The organism is Desulfovibrio legallii (assembly GCF_004309735.1).
Lineage (GTDB): Bacteria > Desulfobacterota > Desulfovibrionia > Desulfovibrionales > Desulfovibrionaceae > Desulfovibrio > Desulfovibrio legallii.
In genome coordinates, this window is the sequence record NZ_SIXC01000015.1 from 1 (window position 1) to 25,676 (window position 25,676).

Sequence of the window (25,676 nt, forward strand, 5' to 3'; positions counted from 1 at the left end):
GGCGCACCATTTCTTCTCGACTACGAACCGTCAGTTTGGCATTCTTAGGCGCACCATTTCTTCTCGACTACGAACCGTCAGTTTGGCATTCTTATGGCTGTTCACCCTTTCCCCCTCTCGGTTTGCTGTTGTCTGTTAACTCCAGCTTTACCGATTTGGGGAGGGTGAACAACCTATTGAAACACTACACCTAGATGCTTGTCTGTCTCAACAAAGGCGTCACGAATATCATGATATATTTTGTGTTCTTCAGGACAATAGCCGTCTGGCGAATGGGTGTCGATTGTTTCAACGATGAGTACGAAGGGCTTTCCGGCCGCTTTTAAGCGTGCATATTCTTCGCTGGCGCGGGCAAGGGTAAAGCTGTCCCTGAATCCCCACCCCGTGCCAGCATAGTCCGCTAGATTCCAGCCTGCAGCCTTAAAGTAAGCCTTGTCAAGGATCCGAAATTTGCCGTGGTCTGAAAACAGTTTATCCTGTCCAGAAAAGTGCTTGTCTGACCCCAAGATGAGCACAGTCTCATAACCGTTATCACGAAAAATATCGAAAACGCTACGCGCATTGGGCAGAAAGCCCTTGGTGCTGATATAGCCGTTGCCGTTGATCCCCGCCGGGGGCTTTAAGGGGAGGCCAAAGAACCAACCTGTAAGGGCTGCGATGGTCCATCCTGTCCCGTGGACGTTGCGCATGTTGTCATTATGGGTTGAAAGCGCGCGAAACGTGTCTAGCTGTTTTGTGTAGGAGTGCCCGTTTGCGTGGGAAAAGGTATTTTCAAAGGATTCGGCTAGCACAATTACAAGGTTGTTTTTTTTCTCAAAAATGATGTCGGTATTTGTAGGAATAGAATAATACTTGCTGATAGCATCAAAGTTGTTCTTGGCGATGTTGTTGCTTATGAACGTATATACGTGAAGTTGTTTTTCAACTTTATATAGTGAAAATATACAAATGCATAGACTTGATAAAAAGAGTACGAGTGTAATCGTTCGGTGTGGATAGCTTTGTGGAGGCGCATAAGGTTTGCGGCGTATTTTTGCAATAAGTTTAGTTGTGTAAAGAAATAATTTTTTATTTAAAAAAATAGCTAGAAATAAGATGAAGAATAGAAATATGAAGAATACTATGAATTTTATCAGGCGAGTTGTGAAGTCGGTCGCCACGCCCAGGGCAACAAGGTCGGCATTCCCAAGATGCCAAAGGGCCTGCTCAATATTTATATCGCCAAACGTTTTCTGTACCCAGAGTGATGCACTCAGGAATAAAATAGCAATGGTCCCCAAAAGGATGGTCAACGATTTGATATATATTTCTAAATTACGACAATTTTTATTAGATTTTATTTTAAAAGCATCCAAAACCACAGACATATGTTTGCTCCTATGGCTATAAATACAGAGCCTGACCCACAGTCTTTGATGATTTTAATTATAGGATGGTATTCTATAGAGATTAAATTACAAATATTTTCAACCGCAGTGTTCAGCAACTCAGCAGCAAGAACCAGAAGCCAGCAGCCCAGCAGTAAAAAAATTTCCGCAGCGGGAATGGAGCACAGCGCGGCAAGCAGCGGCAGAGCTACAAGAACAAACAGCTCTTGGCGAAATGCGGTCCCCGTGCGCGCTGCGCTTGCAATGCCTTGCAGAGAGAATTTTGTCGCATCAAAGATGTGGATGATGGATGCGAACCGTTTGTGAGGAGTTCTTTCGCGCAACGAGTTATCTTCCCAGGATATACGAGGACAGGGGGCCGGTTGTTGGCGTGCTGCTATCGTCCTCTTTGTTAAAAATAACGGCAAAAATGTTAGCATGCCTTGTCGGTCAACACAAGTGCAACCATCTGTCAGGAGTCCGCAAATGGCGTGGGTCATGCTAGCGGGTAGCATGTGGCAAAGCCGTTTGTGGCGGTGACGGGTCGTTGCTGAATATAGAGGAAAGTCAGGCCGCCAGCGTGCGGCGGGCGGCGGCCACATCCGCATTGATCTGGGCTTTAAGCTCCTCTGCGTCGGCAAAGCGGCGTTCGTCGCGCAGGCGGTCCACAAAATCCAGGCGCAGGGTCCGGCCGTAGAGGTCGGGGCAGTTTTCCAATAAAAAAGCCTCCACCGTGAGCTCGTTGCGGCCAAAGGTGGGCTTGTGTCCCACGTTGGTCACCGAGGGCCAGACGCGGCCTTCCAGGGTTACGCGGGTGGCGTAGACGCCCCTGGCGGGCAGGACTACCTGCGGGTACTGGAGGTTGGCGGTGGGAAAGCCGAGCCCTTTGCCGCGGCCGTCGCCGTGAACCACGGGCCCGCTGAAGCCGTGGCAGCGGCCCAGCAGTACGGCGGCCTCGCGCACGTCGCCCCGGCCGATGAGCCTGCGCAGGGCGGTGGAGCTCACCACCGTGCCGTCCACAACCACAGGGGCGAGCTGCTCCACGCTGAAGCCTGCTTCCGCGCCCAGGTTGCGCAGCACGTCCACATGGCCGCCGCGGTTGCGGCCCAGGGAGAAATCATAGCCCACCACCAGACGGCGCAGATTCATGGGCAGCAGATAGCGGCGCACAAAGGCGGCCGCGTCCAGGGCGGCCAGGTCGCGGTCGAAAGGCAGCTCCAGCACCTGCGGCACGCCCAGTTGGGTCAGCCGGTCCAGGCGGTCCTGCCTGGTGCACAGGGGCATGTGCCCCTGGTCGGGAAAGAGCACCAGCCGGGGGTGGGGCCAGAAGGTCAGCACCACAGGGGTAAGCCCGTCCTGCCTGCAAACTTCCAGCGTGCGGCGGATAAGGGCCTGATGCCCCAGGTGCAGTCCATCAAAATTGCCGATGGTGACGCCCGTACCGGCGGGCGCGCCGAGAGACGCCACAGTATGTGCGATGTTCATGGGTCCGCGGATTCCCGGTCTTGGCCGGCTCAGATCAGCCGGGCGAAGATGAAATTGTAATGCTGGCGGATGTGCAGCACCAGCTTGAGGGTCATGTTTCTGGCCTGTTTTTCGTCCTGTGGGCTGAAGGAGCAGATGTGCCGGGCCACAGGACTGAAGTCCGCGTCGCCGCGGGGCTCCAGCATGCCCCAGTACTCGCGGGCGCGGGTCAGCAGGCCGGCGCACTGACGGTCTTTGCGCTTCTGGCGGTATTCGCGCTGAAATTGGGCGAACATGGCGTCCGCGTCCTGTGGAAAAGAGCGCCCCAAAGCCAGCCGCCACAGGGCCATATACAGGGCGCGCAGTTCAAAAAGCATCTGCCTGCGCCGCAGCACCTGCAGCCTTTTCACCTGTAAGAGCTCCAGCTCCGCCGTGAAGTCGGCGTCCGCCAGCAGGGCCGCAAAATTGTCCAGAGCCGTGCGCACCGCCTCGGCGGGGGCGGCGGAAACAAAAGCGATGGCGGGGCTGGACGCGACTTCGGTGGCGGTCATGGATTTCAGGCGGTTTCAGTACCGGGGGCGTCGCCCGGTTTGCGGCGGCGAGAGGAGCGCCGCCGGCGGCGGCCCGTGCCCGGTGCGGCGGCCTCGCCGGACCCGGCGTCTTCCTGACGTTGCGAAGGTTTGGGCGCATGCGGGCGCTGGCGGGAGCGGGACGGCGCATTTTGATCGGGAAAGCGGCTGTTGAGCAGGCTTTCCTGATGGCAGGCGTCCAGCAGCATGGCCAGGAGCAGCGCATTGTCTTCTTCGTCGTTCTGGGTGGCCAGTTCGTGGGCCAGGGGGGCGTAGCGGGCCACGCGCATGCGTTCCAGCCCGGTGAGGGCGCGGAAGCGGGCCTCCAGAATGGCTGTGAGGCGCGCGCCGGCCACCCGTGCCACGTCTTCATCCGTGGGCAGGGGCAACTCCATGAAGCCGATTTTATAGTGCTTGGCGATGCGGTCCAGCTCCATGCGCTGCATAACGTCCACCAGAGAGATGACCGTGCCCGCCGCGCCCGCACGGCCGGTGCGCCCGGCGCGGTGGATGTAGCTTTCATGGTCTTCGGGCGGCTCAAAAAGAAAAACGTGCGAGAGCTGGGGAATGTCGATGCCGCGCGCGGCTACGTCTGTGGCCACCAGGTACTGCAGGCGACCCTGGCGGATTTTTTCCAGCACTTCTTCGCGCCGTGCCTGGGCAAGGTCGGCCGAAAGCTCGTCGGCATTGTAGCCAAAGCCCTGCAGCACGCCGGCCACATAGTGCACGTTGGCCTTGGTATTGCAAAAAATAAGAGCTGAAGCGGGGTTTTCCGTTTCCAGCAGGCGGACCAGGGCGCGGTCTTTATCCATGGGCTTGACCTGACAGAACAGGTGCTGCACCGCGGCCACGTGCACTTCTTTTTGCGAGAGGGAAAGCATGGACGGCGCGGCCATAAATTCTTCCGCCAGTTTGAGCACATGCGGCGGATAGGTGGCCGAAAACAGGCAGGTGTGGATGCGTCGGCGGGGCAGGTAACGCTGGATTTCCTTCATGTCCGGGTAAAAGCCGATGGAGAGCATGCGGTCGGCCTCGTCAAAGACCAGTTCCCGCAGGGATTCCAGATCCAGAGTGCGACGCAGCAGATGGTCCAGCACACGGCCCGGCGTGCCCACAATGAGCTGTGCGCCTTCGCGCAGGGCGTCCATCTGCTTTTTGTAGCCCACGCCGCCGTAGACGGCCGCAGTGCGGATGCCCGTGCCTTCAAAAATGGTGGCGGCTTCGCGTTCTACCTGAACGGCCAGTTCCCTGGTGGGGGTCAGCACCAGGGCCTGCGGGGCCTTGAGCTCCGGCGCGAGCCGGGGCAGCATGGGCAGCAGGTAGCAGCCGGTTTTGCCGCTGCCCGTGCGGGATTGCACCATGATATCCCGACCTTCCAGCAGATAGGGCAGGGCCAGGCACTGCACGGGCATGAGGCTTTGCCAGCCGGCGCGGGCGCAGGCCGCGCGCACGGCCTCAGGCAGGTCGTCCAGGGTGACGCCGGGCAGAGCGTCTTCAGGCTCGCTGACGGCGATTTCTTCCATATTCTCAAGATGTTCTGTTGTTTTATGCGCGGCTTTGGGCTGTTCCGCCGCCGTGGTTTGCTGTACTTCGCTTGTGATGTCGTGAGGTTCGGACATGTATGTTCCCGGCGGCGAGTCCGCCTTATTCTGGAGTTTCTGTTAACACAGCAATGTGCCACAGTCTGCCGCGGCGCGCAAGGGCCGCCACAACCCCTTGCGTCTTGCGGGTGCAACGACTATAATAAAGCGTTTTACATTGACGCAAGGTTATAAGGAGAACGCCCCCATGCCCCAGTTGCCGCCCGACGCAGACTTTATCCCTGATTTCAGCAAGGGGCTGGTGCCCGCCATTGCCCAGGACTGTGCGAGCGGCGAAGTGCTTATGCTGGCCTACATGAATGAGGACGCCTGGCGCAAAACCCTTGAAACGGGCGAGGCCCATTACTGGAGCCGCAGCCGCCGGGAACTCTGGCACAAGGGCGGCACCTCCGGCAATGTGCAGAAAGTGCGCGCCCTGCGGCTGGATTGTGACAATGATACGGTACTTCTGCTGGTGGAGCAGCAGGGCGGCGCGGCCTGCCACACGGGGCGGCGCTCCTGCTTCTACCGGGAATGGAAGGACGGCCGCCTGCGGGAATGCGCTCCGCAGGTCTTTGACCCCAAAAAAGTCTATGGCGGATAAGGAAACAAGCCCATGAGCGCGGAAACTACCCCCATCATCAAGCTCGGCGTGCCCAAGGGCTCGCTGGAAGAAGCCACCATCAATCTTTTTGAACGCGCGGGCTGGAAAATCCGCAAGCACACGCGCAACTATTTCCCTGACATTAATGATCCCGAAATCGCCGCCTCTCTCTGCCGCGTGCAGGAAATCGGCAGCTATGTGGCCGCCGGCGTGCTGGACGCGGGCATCACCGGCCTGGACTGGCTGGTGGAGCGCGAGCACGAGGATAAGGTGGTGCGCGTGGCCGACCTCGTCTACTCCAAAACCTCCAACCGCCCCTGCCGTTGGGTGCTGGCCGTGGCCGGCGATTCCCCCTACCAGAAGCCTCAGGATCTGGCGGGCAAACGCATCGCCACTGAAGTGGAAGGCCTCACCCGCCGCTACTTCACCAAGGCCGGGGTGGACGTGGAAGTCTTCTATTCTTGGGGCGCCACCGAGGCCAAGGTGGTGGAAGGCCTGGCTGACGGCATTGTGGAGGTCACCGAAACCGGCACCACCATCCGCGCCCACGGCCTGCGCATCATTGATGAAGTCATGCGCTCCTACCCCGTGCTCATCGTCAACAAGGACGCCTGGCAGGACCCGCGCAAGCGCGCCAAGGTGGAGCAGCTCAACCTGCTGCTGCAGGGCGCTTTGCGGGCCGAAAACCTTGTGGCCCTCAAAATGAACGCGCCGGCCGCCAACCTGGACGCCATCCTTGAAATGCTGCCTTCCCTCAACTCCCCCACCGTGGCCCCCTTGCGCGATACGCGCTGGCTTTCTGTGGAAACCGTGGTACAGATCGACGTGGTGCGTGACCTCATCCCCCGCCTGCGCCAGGCCGGAGCCGAAGGCATTATCGAATACGGCCTGAACAAGGTCATCTGATCCCCCCCGGCAGCCCCCTGTCCCGCACAAAGGCAGCCCCACCCCATCCGGCGGCGCAGCGCACCGCAAGGAGCCCCCATGACCATGTCTTCTGACGACGCCAGCCGCGAGTTTATGGAAAATCTGCCTGAACTGGCCCCCGGCACGACGTTCTGCTTTGACTGCAACCCGGAAGTGCCCTGCTTCAACCGCTGCTGTGCGGAACTGACCCTGCCCCTGACCCCTTACGACGTGCTGCGCCTGCGCCGCCACCTGGGCCTGGGCAGCGAGAACTTCCTCAATTCCTTCACCCGCATGCGCACCTTCCCCGACACGGGCTTTCCCCTGCCCCTGCTGCGCATGCTTGAAGGCCCCGGCGAGCCCTGTCCTTTTGTGAGCCCCGTGGGCTGTTCCGTCTACGACAATCGCCCCGGCGCTTGTCGCTTTTACCCCTTGGGCCGGGGCACCAAGATGGCCGAGAACGGCGTGGCCGAGCGCTTCTTTGTGGTGCGCGAACCCCACTGCCACGGCTTTGACCAGGGCACGGATCGCACCGCCGCCCAGTGGCTTGAGAACCAGGGCCTGGCCCCCTACAACGCCGCCAACGACCGCTACATGCGCCTTATGGCCATGGTGCGCGCCACGGGCAAACCCCTGGAGCAGCGCATGACCACCATGGCTGTGCTCTGCCTCTATCAGCTGGACAAATTCCGCGAACTCGTCGAGCGCATGCGTATCTTTTCCCGCGTGGAGGTGGACGCAGCCCGCCGCGAAGCCGTCATGCAGGACAGCGAAGAAGGCGATGTGGCCGCCCTGAACTTCGCCCTGGACTGGATGGAACTGATCATCTTCGGCCAGAGTGAGGGCCTCGCCAAAGCAGAAGAGCAAAAATAGAGAAGCAGCGGTAACGATGCCGGCGCAGTGTGCGGGGGAAGGGAACGCCCCTCGTTCTCCTTCGCAGAACCGCAGAGAGCGCCCCCCGGCCCCAAAGGCCGAGGCGTTTTTGCCGTTGCGGGCGACGGCAGGAAGCGGCGCTTCGGCGCGTCCGATGCTTTTTGCCGAGGGCCGCATGGGCGCAAGGTCGCGGTGGCGGACTCCTCCACAGAAGGCGGACTGGTCTTCAGGGGCCTTTTCTGGTTTACTGGGGGCGGATGTGTTTTGAGAAGGTGCATTCTCAAAACTACGGCGTCCGCTCCGGCGCGCAGCCGCGCCGGCAATCTGCCTTACACCGTTGCGGCGGGCGTTCTTTCCGCTGCTGGCGGCGGGCCGGGTTTCTCATGTGGGATATAGTGGAATATTTTGCCATCCTGGCCGTACACGCCCTTTCCTGGGTGGCCGTGGGGCACGCCTTACTTACCAAACACGACCCGCGCGCGGCCCTGGGCTGGACGGTCACGGCCCTCCTGCTGCCCCTGGTGGGGCCGCTGCTCTACGCCTCCTTTGGCATCAGCCGGGCCGAGAGCCGGGCCACGCGCATCATGCAGCGGCAGGCCCCTTTGGAACCGGACTACGCGCACCCGCCCCTGCCCCGCAAGCCGCCCGGCCCTGTGCCCGAAAATATCGTCAGTATGGAGCGCATCGGGCGCGTGCTCACCGCACAGCACCTCAGCGTGGGCGACGCCATCACCCCCCTGCATAACGGCGACGAAGCCTATCCCGCCATGCTGCAGGCCATCAACGCGGCGCAGGATCAGGTCTATCTTTCCACCTACATTTTCAACGCCGGCGCAAGCGCCACGGCCTTTTGCGAGGCCCTGGCCGCCGCTGCGGCCCGAGGCGTGGACGTCCGCTTGCTGGTGGATGGCGTGGGCCAGCTCTATTCCCTGCGCCGTCCGTGGAAAAAACTTGCTCGCCAGGGCGTGCGCGTGGCCGTCTTTCTGCCCCCGCGCCTGCTGCCGCCCAACCTGAGCATCAACCTGCGCAACCACCGCAAGCTGTTGGTCTGCGACCAGACAGGCTTTACCGGCGGCATGAATATTGCCGACGAAAACCTCACCAGCGGCAAGCGCGGCTATGTGCAGGACGTGCACTTTTGCTGCCAAGGCCCCATTGTGGACCAGCTGCGGCGGGCCTTTCTGCTGGACTGGGGTTTCTGCACCGGGCAGTATTCGCCCCTGCCGCCCCCCAGCACGGAGGCCAGGGGCAACAGCCGCTGCCGCATCATCATGGATGGCCCCGGCTCCGACGACGATCCTCTGAGCGACATCTTTTGCGGGGTCATCAATGCCGCCCGCCACAGCGTGCGCGTCATGACCCCCTATTTTCTGCCTTCCCACGGCCTGGTGGCCGCCCTGCGTTCCGCCGGGCAACGCGGCGTGGACGTGCGCATTGTGCTGCCCGCCAAAAACAATCTCTTCTACGTCCATTGGGCCACCTTTCGTTTGTTGCCCACCTTGCTGGAGGCCGGCGTGCGCGTCTGGTACCAGCCTCCCCCTTTCGCCCACACCAAATTGCTGGCCGTGGACGGCTATTACAGCCAGATCGGCTCCTCCAACTGGGACGCGCGCAGCCTGCGCCTCAATTTTGAACTCAATATGGAAATCTTCGACGCCAAGGCCCACGACGCCATTGCCGCGCATATCGATGCGGCCATCAATCGCGGCACAGAATGCACCACCCATGACCTGCGTCGTTTTTCCCTGCCCAAGCGGCTGCGCAACGCCGCCTGCTGGATTTTTTCCCCCTACCTGTAACCGCGCCGCACGCGCAAAGGCCCCTTCATGAGCGGCATACTTCCCCCCGACGCAGCTGCGTCCGCATCTCCCACCGACAACGCCCCGAATCCCCACGCGGGCGAAGCCCCCCTGACCATGACGCCTCCCCTCGCCGACCCGGCCGCGTCCTTGCAAAAGGCCCCCCAGGCCGATTGCGCCATGGGCTGTCCCCTGGCGCAGATTCCGGCCTCAATCTGGCGCAGCCTGCTGCGGCCGCCCTTCCGGCGGCGGCATCCTCTGCTGTTCTGGGGCGGGCTTGTCCTTTTGCTCCTGTCCCTGGGCTACGCCTTTTTTCCGGAAGACGGTCTGGGCAGTCATGACCGCCTGGCCCTGGTTACTGTGCGCGGCCCCATCCTCAGCGCCGAACCTACCCTGGACTGGGTGCGCAAGCTGGAGCGCAACGCCGGCGTCAAAGGCGTGCTGGTCCGCGTGGATTCGCCCGGCGGCGGCGCTGCGGCCTCGCAGGAAATTTACACAGCCCTGGCCCGACTGGCCGAAAAAAAGCCCGTGGTCGTGAGCATGGGCTCACTGGCGGCCTCAGGCGGGCTTATGGTCAGCATGGCGGGACGGCGCGTATTCGCCAATCCCTCCACCGTCACCGGTTCCATCGGCGTGCGTATGGATATCCCGCAGATTCAGGGCCTGCTGCAGAAGCTGGGCCTGGGGCAGGAAACCCTTACTACGGCTCCGTATAAGGATGCTGGTTCCTATCTGCGGCCCCTGACCCCGGAACAGCGGCGCTATCTTACTGATGTGCTGGAGGACATGCACCGCCAGTTTGTGAGCATTGTGGCGCAAGGGAGGCATATGCCCGTGGACAAGGCCGCAGCCCTGGCCAACGGCAAGATCTACACAGGCCGTGAAGCCCTGGACCTGGGCCTGGTGGACGCCCTGGGCGACCGCCACGACGCCCTGGAGTGGCTGGCCAAAGAATGTCAGGTGTCCGCGCAGCGGCCTTTGCTTGCACCGCCGGAACGCGGCTCCTGGCTTTCCCGCACGCTCAAGACCTGGCTCGGCCTGAATGTCGACGCCGTGGCCGGCCTGGCGGATGGCGGCGCGCCAGCGTTTTTGTACCAGTTTTGAGGTGACTTTCCGCTGCGGGGCTGGGGGTTCCGCCGGGGGCGGAGGGGGGCGCTGCGCGGCTGGGTGTTCCGCCGGAAGGCGGGGGAGATTCTGCCGGAGGCTGGTTGCCCTGCGGGCGCGGCGGTTTGGTTTCTTTATGGCATTTGGGCCGCCTCCGGCGAGGGGGCTGCGCGAAAGGATATGCAGTAAAGGGAGTACCCTGGCCGGGGAGGCTGGTTGCCCTGCGGGCATGGCGGCTTTTCTGCGTACAGCGTTTGGGCCGCCTCCGGCGAGGGCAGGGGGCCAAGGGCGGGGCTGCGCCCCCCCTTAGGCCCCCCACACCCCCCATAACCCCCCGCTTTTCAAGACAGCCCCGCCATGTTCGGCGCGGCTGGGACGCGCCGCTTGCGCGACCGCGTCCCTTATGCCGGGCGTAACAGCCGCAGGCCCCACAGCCCCAATATCCTGCCGTGTCCCGTGTTCGGCGTTCTTCATGCCCTCGCAGGTTCTCCGTGCGTTTGCCGTCAGTTTTTGCCCTATGTTGGTTGGGCGGCAGCGTACCTGTGTCCGGCGCGGCTGGGGTGTGCCGCTGCGCGACTACACCCCTTTATGCCGCGCTCAACTCCCGAAGAAGAGTTGGCGGGCTTTTATGGCAGTGTGGCACAGTAGGAGGGGCAGGCGGACTTTAATGGCAGTGTGGCACAGTAGGAGGGGCAGGCGGACTTTGATGGCAGTGTGGCACAGTAGGAGGGGCGGGCTTTGATGGCAGTGCGGCACAGTCCCCTCTTTATCCTTCGTCCTCACCTGCAAAATCTTCCTCCCCAGCACCTCTGTCCGGCGTATACGGCAGACGTTCAAAAACCTTGCGGCGGGGCGTGAGGGATATGTGGTAGTATTGGTCCTGCGGCACATAGATATAGGGAATGTCTTCTTTGCGCTGGCGCAGGAAAAGGGCCAGGAGCACGCGGTTGATGGCCTGGTGCCCCACAATGACCAAGGGCGTGTCTCCGGCGAGGAAAAGGGCGCGGCGCAAACCGCGTTGGACGCGGTCGCGGAGCATGGCGTAGCTTTCTCCATTGGGGTAGGCAAAGGCGTATTTGTCGGCATTGCGGGCGCTGGCCACCTGGGGCATGCGTTGACGTATTTCGGCGTAGCGCAGGCCCTCGCAGTCGCCGGCCCAGATCTCGTCAAATTCGCGAAAGGCCATGACGTGGGTCTGGGGGCGCTGCGCCAGCAGGGGCGCGGCGGTCTGGTGGGACCGTTGGCGGGTGGAAGTGAAGACCCAGTGGATGGGGCGGTCGCGTAAATGTTCTGCCAGAGCGGCGGCCTGGGCTTCGCCCTGCGTGGTGAGGGGCGGGTCGCCGCCGATGCGGCCCTGCAGGTTGAATTCCGTCTGGCCGTGGCGGACCAGGTAAAGGCAGTGCACCCAGACGCTGACGACGATCTCGCGTATGGCTGGGTAGTAGGCGCAGCCTTCGCGGGGGTGCTCGGCCAGGATGCGGTTGGCGGTGGAATCCACGCGCAGCCAGAACTTCTCGTGGCGCAGGGGTTCGTAGATATGCTCGTAGTAGCCAATGCGTTTGTTGAAGTTTTCCAGGGCGGCTTCCTCAGTATAGCCGGCATATTCGGGCAGGGCGGTTTTGCGGCGGATGCAGGCGCGCAGCAGTTCCTGGTCCTCGTTGCGGCATTCGATGAAGAGCAGAGGGTGGTCGGTGAGGGTGCCCTCCATAAGGCGGCGGCGGGCGCGGCTCACATTGGTGGCGTCCAGAATGGCCACATCGCCGTTGCCGCCTTCCGGGGCGAGCCACTGGCGGGCCAGCTCCATGTTGTGGCGGCAGATCTGTTCGCGGGCCAGACGACCGTACGTATTGTCGGGGTTGTAAAAATCCGGGTCGGTGGAGGCCGCGCCCAGACGGGCGCGGCGTACATCGCCGTTATTGAAGAGGCGGGCGCGGATGCCCTCGGCGGCGAGTCCGTCACGAATGCGCCGGGCCAAGGTGGATTTGCCGCGCGCAGGCAGCCCCACCATAGCCACATAGAGTTTTTGCATGGCTTCTCCGGGGGGCAGGCGCCCCGGTTGACGACAGACCCTGGCCGGGCACGCTGGTCGGCGGCACGGCAAAGCGCCGGAGCGGGTCTTGTGCCTGCCGTGGCAAAGGGCCTTTTTTAAGGCAACCCACCCAGGGTGGTGCACGGTCCGCGCGCCGGGCGCGCTGCCACGGGGATTGTTGGTTACTCCTGCGTGAAGCGGTAGATGCGCACGGACAAGGGCTGCATGTTGCCCCGGTGCATGGCCGAAACCACAAAAGCGTAGTCGCGCGGGCTGCCCGTGGGCGGGCAGGGGCCGCGGTAGTGGCGGGTAAGCCCGCCTTCGGGGATGACGCCGGAGCCGTCGTTGTCCCAACTGCCGCCGCCGAGAAATAGTTCCTGAGAGTCGCCGGTGTATTCCACCAGGCGCACGTCAAAATAATCGGCGTCGGCAGGGGCGTTGGCGAGCTGTATTTCGGGTGAAATGCGTGAGCAGCGGTGCACGTCACGCAGGCTGACGCTGATGGTCATATCATTGGGGGCGTCGCCGCCGTCTTCCTTGGCTGCGCAGGCGGGCAGCAGCAGGGCGGCGCACAGGGCCGGCAGCAGGGCGCACAGGCAGTTGCGGAACCGTTCAAAGCGCATGGGGCCTCCACCAGATGTTTGTGTTTGGCCGCACAGGGCCGGGCCGTCAAAAAGGGAATTGCTTTATGCGGCGTTTGGAAGCATAACGAATAGCCATGCTGAACACAACAACCACGGGGAGTCATGTTATGTCCATTCTTTCCCACAGCGTGGCGGGGTACCTGGACCACGCCTCCTGGATCCGGCGCATGTTTGAGGCCGGGGGACAGTTGAAGGCCCGCTACGGCGCGGACAACGTTTACGATTTCAGTCTGGGCAATCCTGATCTGCCCGCGCCGTCGGCCGTGGCCCACGGTTTGCGGGCTTTTGCCGCCCACGCGGGCGAGCCCTTCGCTTTCGGCTATATGCCCAACGGCGGCTTTGCCTGGGCGCGGGAAAAGCTCGCCGCGCACCTGAGCAAGGAACAGGGCGTGCCGCTCAAGGCTGATCAGGTCATCCTGGGCTGCGGCGCGGCTGGCGTGCTCAACGCTTTTTTGCGTGCCGTGATTGATCCTGGCGAAGAAATGCTGGCCTTTGCGCCGTATTTTGTGGAGTACGGCTTCTATGTGGCCAATCACGGCGGCAGCCTGCGGGCCGTCATGAGCCATAAGGACGATTTCCGGCCCGACCTTGCCGCCCTGGAGGCGGCCATCGGCCCCAAAACCCGCGTGGTGCTCATCAATTCGCCCAATAATCCCACGGGGGTGATCTACAGCCGCGAAGACCTCACGGCCTTGGCCGAGCTGCTGGAAAACAAGAGCCAGGAATACGGCCGCCCCATCTGGCTGGTGGCTGACGAGCCCTACCGTTTCCTGGCCTACGACGGGGTTGAGGTGCCTTCGGTGCTGCCCCTCTATCCCTATGCGGTGGTGGTCAGCTCTTTTTCCAAGTGTCTTTCCCTGCCGGGCGAGCGCGTGGGCTATGCCGCCGTGTCGCCCCGTCTGCCCGAAGCGGAAGAACTCATGGCCGGGCTTACCCTGACCAACCGCATTCTGGGCTTCGTCAACCCGCCGGTGGTGGGCCAGCACCTCATGGCCGCGGCCCTGGACAGTCAGGTGGATCTGGCCGTGTACGCCGCCCGCAGAAAGGCCATGGCCCAGGTGCTTACCGAAGCCGGTTATGACTTCCTTATGCCCGCCGGAGCCTTTTACTTCTTCCCCAAAGCGCCGGGCGGCGACGACGTGGCCTTTGTCAACGCCCTGGTGGAAGAACGAGTCCTGGCCGTGCCCGGTTCGGGCTTTGGCTGCCCCGGCTACTTCCGTCTGGCCTTCTGCGTGGACGAGGGCGTCATCCGCAACGCGGCCGAAGGCTTTGCCCGCGCGCTGGCCAGGATCGGCTAACCCTGGCTTTTAAGGTTATGGCTATGAATGCAAGCCACACCCGTCGCCTGTCCCGCCCTTGGACGGGCCTTGCCCTGGCCGTCGCCCTGGCCCTGCCCCTGCTGTTGGCGGCCGCCTCCGCTCTGGCCGAAGACATAAGCGTGTCCGCGGCCGCGGCCCTGCTGCGCCAGCCGCCCGAAGGCCTGGTGGTGCTGGACGTGCGCACCCCGGCGGAGTTCCGGGCCGGACATCTGCCCGGCGCCGTAAATATGGATTATTTCGGTGGTCCCTTTGAGGCGCAGATCCAGACGTTGCCCAAGAACGCGCCTGTGCTGCTCTATTGTCGCACGGGCAACCGCTCCGAGGCGGCGCAGGAAACCCTGCGCACGGTCGGGGTGCGGCACATTCTGCATATGAAGGACGGCATTGTCGGCTGGCAGGCCCAGGGCCTGCCCCTGCAAGAATAGCGGTCGCCCTGGCACGTTTCCTGCTAAAACAGGGACGGGGAGGAAGTTTTTTCCTCCGCCGTCCTTTTTTTGGGAGGCAACCGTGAACTCCGCACTCTACATCGGCGCCACGGGCATGAAGGGCCTGAGTGAGGGCATGAATGTCATCACCAACAATCTGGCCAATATCAGCACCATTGGCTACAAGCAGCAGAGCATCCTGTTCTCGGACCTTATCTCCACGGGGCAGGGGGGCATAGGCGACTGGTGGGGCGCGCAGACCGATTCCTATGTGGCTGTGGGGCAGACCGGCAAGGGCCTGCAGGTCGACACGGTGCGCACCCTCTTCAACCAGGGTTCTTTTGAAACCAGCAATACCGTGACGGATCTGGCCATCAACGGCAAAGGCTTTTTTCAGGTTACGGACGGCACAAACCTCTACTATACCCGCGCCGGAGACTTCCGTACCTATAACGATGCTGTTTTGCGCACGCCCACGGGCCTGGCCGTCAACGGTTACATGTATAATGCGGACGGCAGCAAAGGCGCGCTGCAGCAGGTGACTCTGGACAAATTCGGCACCATGGCGGCCAAGGCCACCACCAGCGTGGACCTGCGCTGCAACCTGGGGCTGACCAGCCAGAACAGCACCAGCGCCACCGACCCCTACTTCAGCCTGATTGGTCAGTACAACGCCAACAACTCCCCGCCCATATCCAATACCGCCTATGGTTACAGCACGGGCGTGACCCTCTACGGCGCGGACGGCTCCACCCAGACGGCCACCATCTACTATGACGCGGCCCCGGCCGACAGCCCCAATTCTGTGGTGCAATACCTTATTGCCAGCGATGACGTGACCACAGACGGCACCAGCGCCACGGCGGGTTCCGGTCTGCTCATGTCCGGCACGCTCACCTTCAGCAGCAGCGGCCAGCTCACGGACATGACGGCCTTTACGCCCAGCGTGGCCGACAGCACCAACCTGGCCGACTGGACGCCCGCGGCGCTCTCCTCCTCCGGCCTGCCGCAGATGAGCGTGGACGGGCAGACCGTTACCGTCAATCTGGGCATCAGCGCCGGGGGCGGCTGGACCAATGCGCCGGACAGCGCCGCTGCCGTAGGCGTCGACCCCACGGCTCTGGGCGGCATGGCCAAGGCCACGGTAACTGCCGATGCTACCACCAATTATACGGATACCTCACCCACCAGCCGCATAGCCAGTCAGAACGGCTATGGCGCAGGCACGCTCAACGGCATCTCCATTGGCAGCGACGGCACCATCACCGGCTCCTACTCCAACGGCAAAGATATGAATCTTTGGCAGATACCCGTCTGCCGCTTCACCAGTGAAGATGGCCTGCACCGCGAAGGCAACAACCTTTTTTCCGCTACTCCCGAAGCCGGACAAATGGACATGGGCGTGGCAGGCACGGAAAACTACGGCAGCATAGAAGCCTACGCCACTGAAACCTCCAACGTAGACATGGCTACGGAAATGGTCAATATGATCATTACCCAGCGCGGCTTTCAGTCCAACAGCAAGGTGGTCACCACTGCCGACCAGATGCTGCAGAAGGCCATGGAACTGAAGCGGTCGTAGCAAAGCGATTTTGTGGCGAGAAGGGAACTTTTGATCATCGCTGCCTTCATCCGTAACGTTCTTTGTCGCAACGGCTGCAGCTGACCAATAGTTCCCTTCCCCCCCTTTTCCTATCCTTCAAAAAGTTTCCTTTTCCCCCTGCACGGCACGGGGTGTGATAGGGGTAGGTCGCCCAAGGTGTGGTCTCATTCCTGCAATTGCGCCGTCAACTGTTCCAGAGAGCGGGTGATTTCCAGCAGCTTGTTGGTTTCATGGCGGGCGCTGGTCATGGAGTGGGCCGTATCCGCAACCACGGTGCTGACCTGGTCGATGGTGCGGTTGATACCCTCGCTGGTAGCGGACTGCTGATCGCTGGCCGCGGCAATGGCCTTGACCTGTTCTACGGTGTTTTCCACCGTCCCCACAATATCCTGAAGGGCTGATCCAGATTGCCCGGCAAAGTCTGTTGCACGCTCCACCTGGCCTACGGCATTTTCTGTGGAAACCATGCTTTTGGCCGTGCTGTCCTGAATAGCGGCAATGGCTTTGGCCACATCGTTGGTGGAAGCCATGGTTTTTTCTGCCAGTTTGCGCACCTCGTCGGCCACCACGGCAAAGCCGCGTCCGGCTTCGCCGGCGCGGGCCGCTTCAATGGCGGCGTTGAGGGCCAGCAGATTGGTCTGGTCCGCAATGTCCGAAATGACGTTCATGATTGCAGAAATGGCTCTGGCATGGCTGTCCAGCTGGGTCATGTCATCCCGCAGGGTCAGGGAAAGCTCGTGCACGGCCTCAATGCTTTCCAGGGCGTTGCGCACCACGTCCGCGCCGCCCTGAGCTTTGTCGCGGGTGTGGGAGGAGGCTTCAGCGGCCACATCGGCGTTGTGGGCCACTTCCTGTACGGCGGCGTTCATGCGGTCCATGGCTGTGGCGGCCTCGGCCAGACGGCGGGCGGCTTCTGCGGCGTTTTCGTCCGACTGGCGGATACCCTGCGAAAGGCTTTCGGCAATGACGCTGAGAGTATCCATCGTTTCCTGCAGGGCTGCGGCCACCTCGGCCATGCGTTGGTTTTTGTCCGAAATTTGCTGCTGGGCGTTTTTGAGGGCGGTCATATCCACATAGAGGCACATGCCGCCCATGCAGACGCCCTCCTGGCTGTAGATGGGAAAGACGTTGGCCAGCACGTTGACGCGCGAGCCCTTGTGCCCGCCAATGGTGACCTCCAGATTGCGGAAATACTGGCCGTTTTTGATGCTTTTGCCCACGGCGGTTTCCCGCGTGGGGTCATTGTAAAAAAGTTCGGCCAGAGTCTTGCCCAGGCAATCCTCCACGCTGTCATTGATTTCCAGCATGTTCAGGCAGTCCTGATTGGTGCTCAGGGCCCGTTCTTCTGTATCCACCAGCAGATACGGCATGGGGATGCCTGCCAGAATGCCGTGCAGACGCCCCCTGGTCTGGCTTAGCTCGTGACCCAGGTCCTGCAGGGCCATGAGAAGCGGTGGAGGTATGGCGGCGGAACCGTCCAGGGCCGCGCCCTGGGCGGCGGCCGCCACGACGCGCAGGTTCTCGCGCAGGGCCGTACCCGCCAGCAGGCGCAGACCAACCAGCGTGCAAATCACGGCCGCGGCTGCGGCTGCAAGGCCGGCCAACGCGGGCCCGGCCCCCAGCGCACCGGCCAGGGCGGCCAAAGCCGCGCCCAGCAGCAGGCCTGCGCCCCCGGGCAGCAACATCTTGGGTGACGAAACCATAGCGCTTCTCCCCCTAAAAAAGAAAATTGTTACGAATTTTTTACTTCTTAACGGCCGGTTTGCGCCCATGTTAAGGGCGCGAGAGGGGAAATTTGACATTTGGGCGGGTTCCTCGTGGATCCGGGCTGTAGAGGCCGGGGCCTGTCGCCAAGGGCGCAAAAGCAAAAAGACTTGACAGGAAAATTGCCAAAGGGTATTGACACCCATTCAAGGCGGCTGGCGTTCACGTCGGCCGTGCATCCTGAGACGGAACTTGTTCCAGCGGGGTGGCCTGAAGGGGCCCCCTTTTTTTTGTCCTTGCGCTTGCGCTGCCAAAGGAACGCATGACCGAAGAAGCCTGCAAAAACGCCATAATCCGCTTGGTTGAACCCCTGGCGCACGCCCTGGGCCTGGTGCTTTGGGGCGTTGAAGTGGTGCGCGCCGGGCGCGTTCTGGTCCGGGTGTATGTGGACGTGCCCGTTGCCGCATGCGGCGTTGCGGGCCATCCTGCGGATGGCCGATGCGGTCTTTCCGTCGAAAATCCAGCCGCAAATCCAGCCGCAAGTCCAGCCACGGATGCCGTGCCCCCGCCGCTGTCCGCGCTTTCCGCCACGGTGGACCAGTGCGAAAAAATTTCCCGTCAGCTGGGTCTGGCCCTGGACGTGGAAGACTGTTTTGCCGACCCCTATGTGCTGGAGGTTTCCACCCCCGGCCTGACCCGTGTCTTTTTTTGCCTGGAGCAGATGTCCCCCTATGTGGGGGATGTGGTGGAAGCCCGCCTGGAGCGGCCGTTGGCCCCGCAGTCTGCGGACGCGGCCCCGTCGGAGCTGCCTGCCCGGCGCGTCTGGCGCGGCATTTTGCGGGCAGTAGAAGACACGGGCTTTGTGCTTGCACCGGCCCAGGTGAGCCCCGAAGGAGATGTGCTGCCCGAGGATCTGCCCGCGGCGCGCATTCCCTGGGAGGCCGCCCGCAGGGTCAGCCGCATGTATGTGTTCCGTAAGCCTGTCAAGCCTGGCAAAGGGCCGGGGCAAGGGCGCGGCAAGGGCATCGGGAAGAAGCCCAGCAAAAAATCTGAAAAGGAAAAGGGCGACGAGGGCGGCCGCGGCAATGCGGAAGCCGGACGCGCGCCCGGCGCAACCCCGGAAGAGGCGGCCGCAACCACGGCGGGCCGCATTCCCGGATAGTCCCGGTCCCGCCCCGCCGACGCGGGCCGGATGCGCCGGAAGCAGAGAAGTTACGCCGCCCTTGGCGGCAGCCGGAGGCACAGATGAATCTTGAACTCAAAAAGGCCATTGACCAGATCAGCAAAGACAAGGGCCTGGACCGCAATATGCTCATCGAAACGCTGGAGGACGCCGTGCGCACTTCGGTGTTACGTCGCTTCAGTGAAGATACGGACGTGGAGGTGAGCTACAACGACGACACCGGCGATATTGAGGTCTATCAGTTCAAAATCGTTGTGCCGGATGGCGACGTGGCCAACCCTGACACGCAGATTGAGCTGGTCGAGGCCCGTACCCACGACCCCTCCGTGCAGCTGGACGACGAGGTGGGCTTTCGCGTGCGGGTGGAGGATCTGGGCCGCATTGCCGCGCAGTCGGCCAAGCAGGTCATCATTCAGCGCATGCGCGACGCCGAGCAGGGCATTATTTACGAAGAATACAAAGACCGCGTGGGTGAGATTGTTTCGGGCATCATTCAGCGGCGCGACAAGGGCGGCTGGGTCATCAACCTGGGCCGTACCGAGGCCATTTTGCCGCGTGAGGAGCAGATCCCGCGTGAGCACTACAAGCGCGGCGACCGCGTACAGGCCTTGATTGTCGAAGTGCGTCAGGAAGGACGCGGGCCGCAGGTGGTGGTTTCGCGTTCGCACCGCGATTACATGGCGGCCTTGTTCCGGCGCGAGGTGCCTGAAGTGGACGATGGCGTGGTGCAGATTATGGGCGTGGCCCGCGACCCCGGTTCGCGCGCCAAGGTGGCCGTGCTCTCGCGTGAGCGGGACGTGGACCCCGTGGGCGCGTGCGTGGGCGTGCGCGGTTCGCGCATCCAGAATATCGTGCAGGAGTTGCACGGTGAGCGCATCGACATCGTGGTCTGGAGCGCCGATATCGCCACCTATGCCCGCAATGCCCTGGCCCCGGCCCTGGTTTCGCGCATCGTGGTGGACGAAGAGGAAAATTTGCTGGAAGTCATCGTGCCTGACGATCAGCTTACCAACGCCATTGGGCGTAAGGGGCAGAACGTTAAGCTGGCCGCGCGCCTGCTGGGCTGGAAGGTCGATATCTTTACCGAAACCCGCTACAACGAGGCCAACGCCATCGGCCACGGTCTGGAGCAGGTGGCCAGTGTGGCTGAAGTTTCCATTGAGGCCCTGCTGGCTGCGGGCTACAGCTCGCTGGACAAGCTGCGTGAAGCCTCGGATGAAGACCTGGCCGACAAGTTGATTATCAGCGCTTCGCGCATTGCCGACCTGCGTTCGGCCATCAATTTTCTGGCTCCTGTGGTGGAAACCACGCCCGAATCTTCGGCCGTGCATCTGGGCGGCCCCGCCGCTGAAACGGATGCTGCGGATGCGGCCCCGGCCGCTGAAGACGGCGTTTCTGAAGCCGGGGAAGGTGTGGAGGATGCGCCCGCCGCGACGCCCGACACGCGGGACGGAGATGCCTGAGCATGACGGGGAAGCCTGAGCACGACGCCGGCCTTGCGGCCGGGTCGGAAGGGCCGGTGCGGATGTGTGTTATCTGCCGCCGCCGGTTCGCCAAGGCGCAATTGACCCGCCATGTGCTCACGGCGGAAGGAATTTTGAGTATTGACGCTGCAAAAACCAGACCGGGCAGGGGCTGGTATGTGTGTTCCGATCCTGTCTGTACGGCCAGATTCGCCAAATTCAGGCCCGGCACACGGCGTAAGGGGGGTAACCATGGCTGATGCGAAAATAAAGATTAAACTTCTCGGCGAGGAACTGTCCACAAGTCCCAAGGACATGTTGCGCATTCTGCGTGATCTGGGCATTCCGGCGCGGACTTCTTCCGGCTCTGTAAGCCCGGAGGAGGCGGCCCGCGTGCGCGCACATGTGGCCGAGCAGAAACAGGCCGAAGCCGGGCGTGTGGATTCCCACCCCAATGTTATTGTGCGCCGTCGCCGTAAGGAATCGGTCGATGCGCCTGCGGAAGCGCCCGCTGCGGCTGTGGCGTCTTCTCCTGAAGCGCCCGAAACTGAAGCGGCCCTCAAGGCTGGGGCGTCGGAAGCCGCCGCGCCTGCGCCCGAAGCAGCAGCCCCCGCTGCGTCCGCATCGGACGTTGCAGCCAAAGCTGCCGCCCCTGTTGCGGAGGCCGGCGCTACGGCCTCTGTTGCCCGTGTGGTCAAGCCTGCCAGGGCAACCACCGGCGCGCGCGTGCTGCACCGCCCCGGCGATACGCCGCCGGCCCCCGCCGTCCCTGTGGCTGAACCTGCGGCCGTGGAACCCGAAGTCTCTCCGGCGGCTGCCCCCGCCGCCCCTGCCGCCCCTGCCGCAAAATCCGCAATCCTCGCTGAGGAAGAGGCGTCTCCCAAGGCTGTTGCTCCGGAAGCGGCCGCCCCCAAGGCTGCGGAAGAAAGTGCGGAAAAGGCCGCCCGCGCGGCGCGTCTGGCCCGGCCCGACGCCTCTGCCGTGCCTGAGGGGTCTTCGGCGCCCACCCTGCCGCCGCGCGCGCCCGAAGGCCGCTCTGAGCGGGTGGAGGGTAAGGATGGGGGCGAGGCTGCGCCGCACCGTTCTCGGGCGGAAGCGTCTGCCGCGCCGCAGGTGCGGATCATTTCTCGTCCGGATCCCGCCACGCAACGTCCTGCCGGCGCCAGACCGGCGGCGGGCGCGCGTGCCGGCGTCGGCCGCGACGGGGCTCCCCGCCCTGCGCGCCCTGGCGCTCCCCGTCCCGGCGCTCCCCGTCCTGGCGCTCCCCGTCCCGGCGGGTTTGGCCAGCAGCCTGGCGCGCCTGCGTCCGAGGGTCGGGAAGGGCAGAGCAAGAAGAAGCGCCTTAAGGGGCGGCGTACTGTGGACTTTCAGCAGGGCAATTTTGGCCGCCGCGATGATGACGACAGCGGTCGGCTGAACCGCGGCAAAGGCCGCCGCAAGCTGGGGCGTGGCGCGCCTGTGGCTCAGGCCACGCAGCCCCTCAAGGCGGCCAAGCGCAAGATCCGTATTACCGAGGCCATCCGCGTGGCGGACATGGCCCACCAGATGGGCCTCAAGGTCAATGAGATCATCAAGGTGCTTTTTGGTCTGGGCGTCATGGCCACCATTAACCAGTCGCTGGATATAGACACGGCCACTCTGGTGGCTTCTGAATTCGGCTATGAGGTGGAGAAGGTGGGCTTCTCCGAGGACGACTACCTGCTGCCCAAAGAAGTGGACACGCCGGAGAGCCTCAGGCCTCGCCCGCCTGTGGTCACCATTATGGGCCACGTGGACCACGGCAAGACCTCCCTGCTGGACGCCATCCGTAAAACCAATGTCACCGGCGGCGAAGCGGGCGGCATCACCCAGCACATCGGCGCGTACCACGTCAAGACCAAGCGCGGCGAGATTGTCTTTCTGGACACGCCCGGCCACGAGGCCTTTACGGCCATGCGCGCCCGCGGTGCGCAGGTGACGGACCTGGTCATTCTGGTGGTGGCCGCCGACGACGGCGTCATGGAACAGACCCGCGAGGCCATCAACCACGCCCGTGCGGCCAATGTGCCCATTATGGTGGCTGTGAACAAAATTGACAAACCCGGCGCCAATCCTGACCGCGTGTTGCGTGAGCTGGCCGAACTGGGTCTGCAGCCCGAAGACTGGGGCGGCGACACCATTGTGGCCAAGGTTTCGGCCAAGACCCGTGAAGGGCTGGACGCTTTGCTGGAAATGGTGGCCCTGCAGGCCGAGATTCTGGAGCTTAAAGCCAACCCGGACAAGCCCGCGCGCGGCCACATTGTGGAAGCTAAGCTGGATAAGGGCCGGGGGCCTGTGGCCACGGTGCTGGTGCAGGAAGGCACCGTGCATCAGGGCGACAACTTTGTCTGCGGTTCGTTCTCAGGCCGCGTGCGCGCCCTGAGCAACGACCAGGGCAAGAAGGTCAAGGAGGCCGGGCCCTCCCTGCCGGTGGAAGTGCAGGGCTTTGAGGGCGTGCCCGAAGCGGGCGAAGAATTCTTTGTGGTGGCCGACGAAAAAGTGGCCCGCCGCATTGCCGACGCGCGCATGGTCAAGCAGCGCGAACGCGAGCTGGCTTCGGAATCCCGCGTTACGCTGGAAACCTTCCTCTCGCAGCGCGCTTCCGACCAGGAAGCCCTTACTCTTAATCTGGTGGTCAAGGCCGATGTGCAGGGCAGTCTGGAGGCCATTACCGAGGCCCTCAACAAGCTGAGCACGGACAAGGTGCGCATCAGCGTGGTGCACGGCGGCACGGGCGCCATATCCGAATCGGATATCCTGCTGGCGTCGGCTTCCAAGGCCATTATCATCGGCTTCAATGTGCGGCCTACGGCCAAGATCAAGGATGTTGCCGAACACGAGAATGTGGATATCCGCTTCTATGACATCATCTACAAGCTGGTGGACGACATCAAGAGCGCCATGGCCGGCATGCTGGCCCCGGTGCAGCGTGAAGTTTATCTGGGCCAGGCTGAGGTGCGGGATACCTTCAACGTGCCCAAGGTGGGCGCCATTGCCGGTTCCTATGTGGCGGACGGCAAGATAGCCCGCAACGCCGGCGTGCGCCTGCTGCGCGACGGCGTGGTGGTCTACACCGGCAAGATAGCCTCGCTGAAGCGCTTTAAGGACGACGCCAAGGAAGTGGTTAAAGGCAACGAATGCGGCGTGGGCCTGGAGAACTTCAACGATGTCAAGATCGGCGACATTATCGAAGCCTTTGAAACTGTTGAAGAAGCCGCAACGCTGTAAAAAACGGTAGTTTGGGGATGTGTCGCACGGCCATGCTGTCGCCTTCCCTAACTTCCTTTGTCGTAAGGGCTGGCGCATCGAAGCCTTTGAAACTGTTGAAGAAGCCGCAACGCTGTAAAGAACGGTAGTTTGGGGATGTGTCGCACGGCCATGCTGTCGCCATCCCCGGAGTTATAAACGCAGAGGGCTGCCTCTCCGGCGGCTCAGGGGCTGTTATCCTCCAGTGCGCTCCTTTCATTCAGGGTATGCCCGGCATGTTTCCTGAGTGAAGAAAGTTTTTTGACGGGKGGGGGGTGTGGGGGGAGGGGAACTTTTGTTCACAAAAGTTCCCCTCCCCCCACCAGAAAACCTCTTCCCCACCAACCCACCATACCAACCTGGCGTTGTGCCCGGCGGACCGGGAGGGTGTACGGATGTTCATGGCGGTGCTTACCGTGGAGTTCAGCCTGCACGGCAACGACAACCTCAAGGCCAAGCGGCGGGTGGCCAACAGTCTGAAGCAGAAGACCCGCAACCGTTTCAATGTAGCCATCGCCGAGGCGGGTACGGAGGAGAGTTTGACCAGTTTGCGGCTGGCGGTAGTTTCCGTATCCAACAGCGAGCGGCATTTACGCAGCCGTATGGACAAATGCGCGTTGATGATGGAGGCTGTCTGCCCGGAAGAGATGGTGGACAGTCAGGTGGAGATCTATGCAGCAGATTGAGCTTGTGCCCGGTGGCTGCCGGGAGCACGCCGCGCGTATGGCTGCGGCATTGGCCCGGCTGGACGATGTGGTGGTGGCCGCGCATGCGAATCCGGATGGAGATGCCGTGGGTTCGCTGGCTGCGGCGGGGCATATTTTGCGGGCGCTGGGGCGGCGGTTTATGCTTTACGCCCGGCCTGGTCTGCCGCGGTATCTGGATTTTTTCACTCTTCCCGCACCGTTGTATACCAGTCTGGAGCGCCCGCCTTTTGCGCCGCGCGCGGCTTTGCTGCTGGACTGCGGCGAGCCGGAGCGCCTGGGGCCGGAGTTGGCGGCCCTGCTGCCGCGGCTGGAGAGCGTAAATATTGACCATCATCTGGGCGGCAAGGGCATGGGCAGTGTGGACAACTGGGTGGATCCCGATGCGGCGGCCACGGCGCAGCTGGTGGGGTATGTGGCCCTGGCGGCCGGTCTGCCTTTGACGGGGGGGCTGGCCCAGGGCGTGCTGCTGGGGCTGGTTACGGACACGGGCGGCTTTGCGCACGGCAACACCAGTGCGGCGGTGCTGGCGCTGACCGCGCATTTGGTGGCCGAGGGCTGCGATTTGGCGGACATGCGCGAGCGCATGGACAATACCTGGACGCTGGGGCATCTGCACCTCTGGGGCGAGCTCATGGGCCGGGCGCAGCTGCTGGAGGGCGGCAGCGTGGCTTTTTGTCCGGTGTATCTGGAAGATTTTCGGCGTCATCAGGCCTTTAAGGAAGATCTGGAAGGCTTTGTGGAGCATTTGCGGCGGCTGCGCGGCACGCGGGTAGCGGTGCTGCTGCGGGAGGACGCGCCGGAGCGCTGCAAGTTCAGCCTGCGTTCGTTCGGGCCGGTGGACGTGCGGGCCGTGGCGGTCCGGTTGGGCGGCGGCGGGCACCGCAATGCGGCGGGCGGCACGGTGCACCTTTCGTTGCCGGCGGCCCAGGCGGCCTTGCTGGAGGCGATTCGGCTGGAAGAACGGGAGCGATCGGCAGGGGCGGAAGAAGGGCCTGATGTTGCGAAAAATCCTGAATCCGGCCAAAAATCCTGTGGATCTGACTTTTGACTTGCCCCGGCGCTGCGGGTA

The 25,676-nt window shown here is 62.7% G+C and carries 22 protein-coding genes; 14 read left to right on the top strand and 8 right to left on the bottom strand.

All coding sequences use genetic code 11. The features are described 5' to 3' along the window. Positions 1-173: 173 nt before the first annotated feature. From EB812_RS10475 to EB812_RS10495, 5 genes are all read right to left on the bottom strand, one after another. The gene (locus tag EB812_RS10475) at positions 174-1,367 is read right to left on the bottom strand and encodes a sulfatase-like hydrolase/transferase (protein WP_130958270.1); all 1,194 of its coding nucleotides are present in this window, start codon (positions 1,365-1,367) and stop codon (positions 174-176) included. Further along, positions 1,337-1,867, bottom strand: coding sequence for a diacylglycerol kinase (locus tag EB812_RS10480; RefSeq protein ID WP_165450938.1), 531 nt, complete (start codon positions 1,865-1,867; stop codon positions 1,337-1,339). Before EB812_RS10480 ends, EB812_RS10475 begins: the two co-directional genes overlap by 31 nt. Before the next feature lie 67 nt (positions 1,868-1,934). Continuing rightward, entirely contained in the window at positions 1,935-2,852 is a 918-nt protein-coding gene (locus EB812_RS10485) for a bifunctional riboflavin kinase/FAD synthetase (RefSeq protein WP_130958272.1), read from the bottom strand. A gap of 29 nt (positions 2,853-2,881) precedes the next feature. Beyond that, positions 2,882-3,382 carry a hypothetical protein gene (locus tag EB812_RS10490; protein WP_242621277.1) on the bottom strand — a complete coding sequence of 167 codons (501 nt, stop codon included), beginning with the start codon at positions 3,380-3,382 and terminating at the stop codon, positions 2,882-2,884. A gap of 5 nt (positions 3,383-3,387) precedes the next feature. Beyond that, a complete protein-coding gene (locus EB812_RS10495; protein WP_380059479.1) occupies positions 3,388-5,019 on the bottom strand; it encodes a DEAD/DEAH box helicase in 1,632 nt (543 codons plus the stop codon). A 169-nt stretch (positions 5,020-5,188) separates the two neighbouring features. Here EB812_RS10495 and hisI point away from each other — a divergent pair, with 169 nt between their 5' ends. From hisI to sppA, 5 genes are all read left to right on the top strand, one after another. Next, on the top strand, positions 5,189-5,584 hold the full coding sequence (hisI, locus tag EB812_RS10500; RefSeq protein WP_118229288.1) for a phosphoribosyl-AMP cyclohydrolase: 396 nt from the start codon (positions 5,189-5,191) through the stop codon (positions 5,582-5,584). Positions 5,585-5,596: 12 nt separating this feature from the next. Next, positions 5,597-6,490 carry an ATP phosphoribosyltransferase gene (hisG, locus tag EB812_RS10505; RefSeq protein ID WP_118229287.1) on the top strand — a complete coding sequence of 298 codons (894 nt, stop codon included), beginning with the start codon at positions 5,597-5,599 and terminating at the stop codon, positions 6,488-6,490. Between the two features lie 78 nt (positions 6,491-6,568). Further along, complete coding sequence (locus EB812_RS10510; protein ID WP_118229286.1) at positions 6,569-7,363, top strand: YkgJ family cysteine cluster protein; 795 nt, start codon at positions 6,569-6,571, stop codon at positions 7,361-7,363. 383 nt (positions 7,364-7,746) lie between these two features. Next, positions 7,747-9,162, top strand: a complete 1,416-nt coding sequence (locus EB812_RS10515; protein WP_118229434.1) for a phospholipase D-like domain-containing protein — start codon at positions 7,747-7,749, stop codon at positions 9,160-9,162. A 27-nt stretch (positions 9,163-9,189) separates the two neighbouring features. Next, positions 9,190-10,266, top strand: a complete 1,077-nt coding sequence (gene sppA, locus EB812_RS10520) for a signal peptide peptidase SppA (protein WP_242621278.1) — start codon at positions 9,190-9,192, stop codon at positions 10,264-10,266. Between the two features lie 766 nt (positions 10,267-11,032). Here the strand turns inward: sppA and EB812_RS10525 are convergent. Both EB812_RS10525 and EB812_RS10530 read right to left on the bottom strand, forming a co-directional pair. Beyond that, positions 11,033-12,295 carry a histidine phosphatase family protein gene (locus EB812_RS10525; RefSeq protein ID WP_118229285.1) on the bottom strand — a complete coding sequence of 421 codons (1,263 nt, stop codon included), beginning with the start codon at positions 12,293-12,295 and terminating at the stop codon, positions 11,033-11,035. A 182-nt stretch (positions 12,296-12,477) separates the two neighbouring features. After that, a complete protein-coding gene (locus EB812_RS10530; protein ID WP_118229284.1) occupies positions 12,478-12,918 on the bottom strand; it encodes a YbhB/YbcL family Raf kinase inhibitor-like protein in 441 nt (146 codons plus the stop codon). 128 nt (positions 12,919-13,046) lie between these two features. On the opposite strand from EB812_RS10530, the gene EB812_RS10535 reads away from it, so the two are divergent. The 3 genes from EB812_RS10535 to EB812_RS10545 all read left to right on the top strand — a co-directional run bounded on the left by EB812_RS10535 (position 13,047) and on the right by EB812_RS10545 (position 16,265). Beyond that, positions 13,047-14,237, top strand: a complete 1,191-nt coding sequence (locus tag EB812_RS10535; protein ID WP_130958273.1) for a pyridoxal phosphate-dependent aminotransferase — start codon at positions 13,047-13,049, stop codon at positions 14,235-14,237. A 23-nt stretch (positions 14,238-14,260) separates the two neighbouring features. Beyond that, positions 14,261-14,683 (top strand): rhodanese-like domain-containing protein, encoded by a 423-nt coding sequence (locus EB812_RS10540; RefSeq protein WP_118229282.1) that lies wholly within the window; start codon positions 14,261-14,263, stop codon positions 14,681-14,683. 82 nt (positions 14,684-14,765) lie between these two features. After that, the gene (locus tag EB812_RS10545; protein ID WP_118229281.1) at positions 14,766-16,265 is read left to right on the top strand and encodes a flagellar hook protein FlgE; all 1,500 of its coding nucleotides are present in this window, start codon (positions 14,766-14,768) and stop codon (positions 16,263-16,265) included. 185 nt (positions 16,266-16,450) lie between these two features. On the opposite strand, the gene EB812_RS10550 is transcribed toward EB812_RS10545, so the two are convergent. Next, positions 16,451-17,989 carry a methyl-accepting chemotaxis protein gene (locus EB812_RS10550; protein WP_242621279.1) on the bottom strand — a complete coding sequence of 513 codons (1,539 nt, stop codon included), beginning with the start codon at positions 17,987-17,989 and terminating at the stop codon, positions 16,451-16,453. A gap of 323 nt (positions 17,990-18,312) precedes the next feature. Here EB812_RS10550 and EB812_RS10555 point away from each other — a divergent pair, with 323 nt between their 5' ends. From EB812_RS10555 to EB812_RS10580, 6 genes are all read left to right on the top strand, one after another. Then, the gene (locus EB812_RS10555; RefSeq protein WP_130958274.1) at positions 18,313-19,152 is read left to right on the top strand and encodes a ribosome maturation factor RimP; all 840 of its coding nucleotides are present in this window, start codon (positions 18,313-18,315) and stop codon (positions 19,150-19,152) included. A gap of 83 nt (positions 19,153-19,235) precedes the next feature. Then, on the top strand, positions 19,236-20,636 hold the full coding sequence (nusA, locus tag EB812_RS10560) for a transcription termination factor NusA (RefSeq protein WP_118229279.1): 1,401 nt from the start codon (positions 19,236-19,238) through the stop codon (positions 20,634-20,636). A gap of 62 nt (positions 20,637-20,698) precedes the next feature. After that, the gene (locus tag EB812_RS10565) at positions 20,699-20,896 is read left to right on the top strand and encodes a YlxR family protein (RefSeq protein ID WP_341273229.1); all 198 of its coding nucleotides are present in this window, start codon (positions 20,699-20,701) and stop codon (positions 20,894-20,896) included. Beyond that, positions 20,889-23,882, top strand: a complete 2,994-nt coding sequence (gene infB / locus EB812_RS10570) for a translation initiation factor IF-2 (RefSeq protein WP_130958275.1) — start codon at positions 20,889-20,891, stop codon at positions 23,880-23,882. Before EB812_RS10565 ends, infB begins: the two co-directional genes overlap by 8 nt. Before the next feature lie 413 nt (positions 23,883-24,295). Continuing rightward, positions 24,296-24,586 (top strand): DUF503 domain-containing protein, encoded by a 291-nt coding sequence (locus tag EB812_RS10575; protein WP_092153518.1) that lies wholly within the window; start codon positions 24,296-24,298, stop codon positions 24,584-24,586. Continuing rightward, positions 24,573-25,655 (top strand): DHH family phosphoesterase, encoded by a 1,083-nt coding sequence (locus EB812_RS10580; RefSeq protein WP_130958276.1) that lies wholly within the window; start codon positions 24,573-24,575, stop codon positions 25,653-25,655. The genes EB812_RS10575 and EB812_RS10580 overlap by 14 nt, the downstream gene beginning before the upstream one ends. The last annotated feature ends 21 nt before the right edge of the window (positions 25,656-25,676 follow it).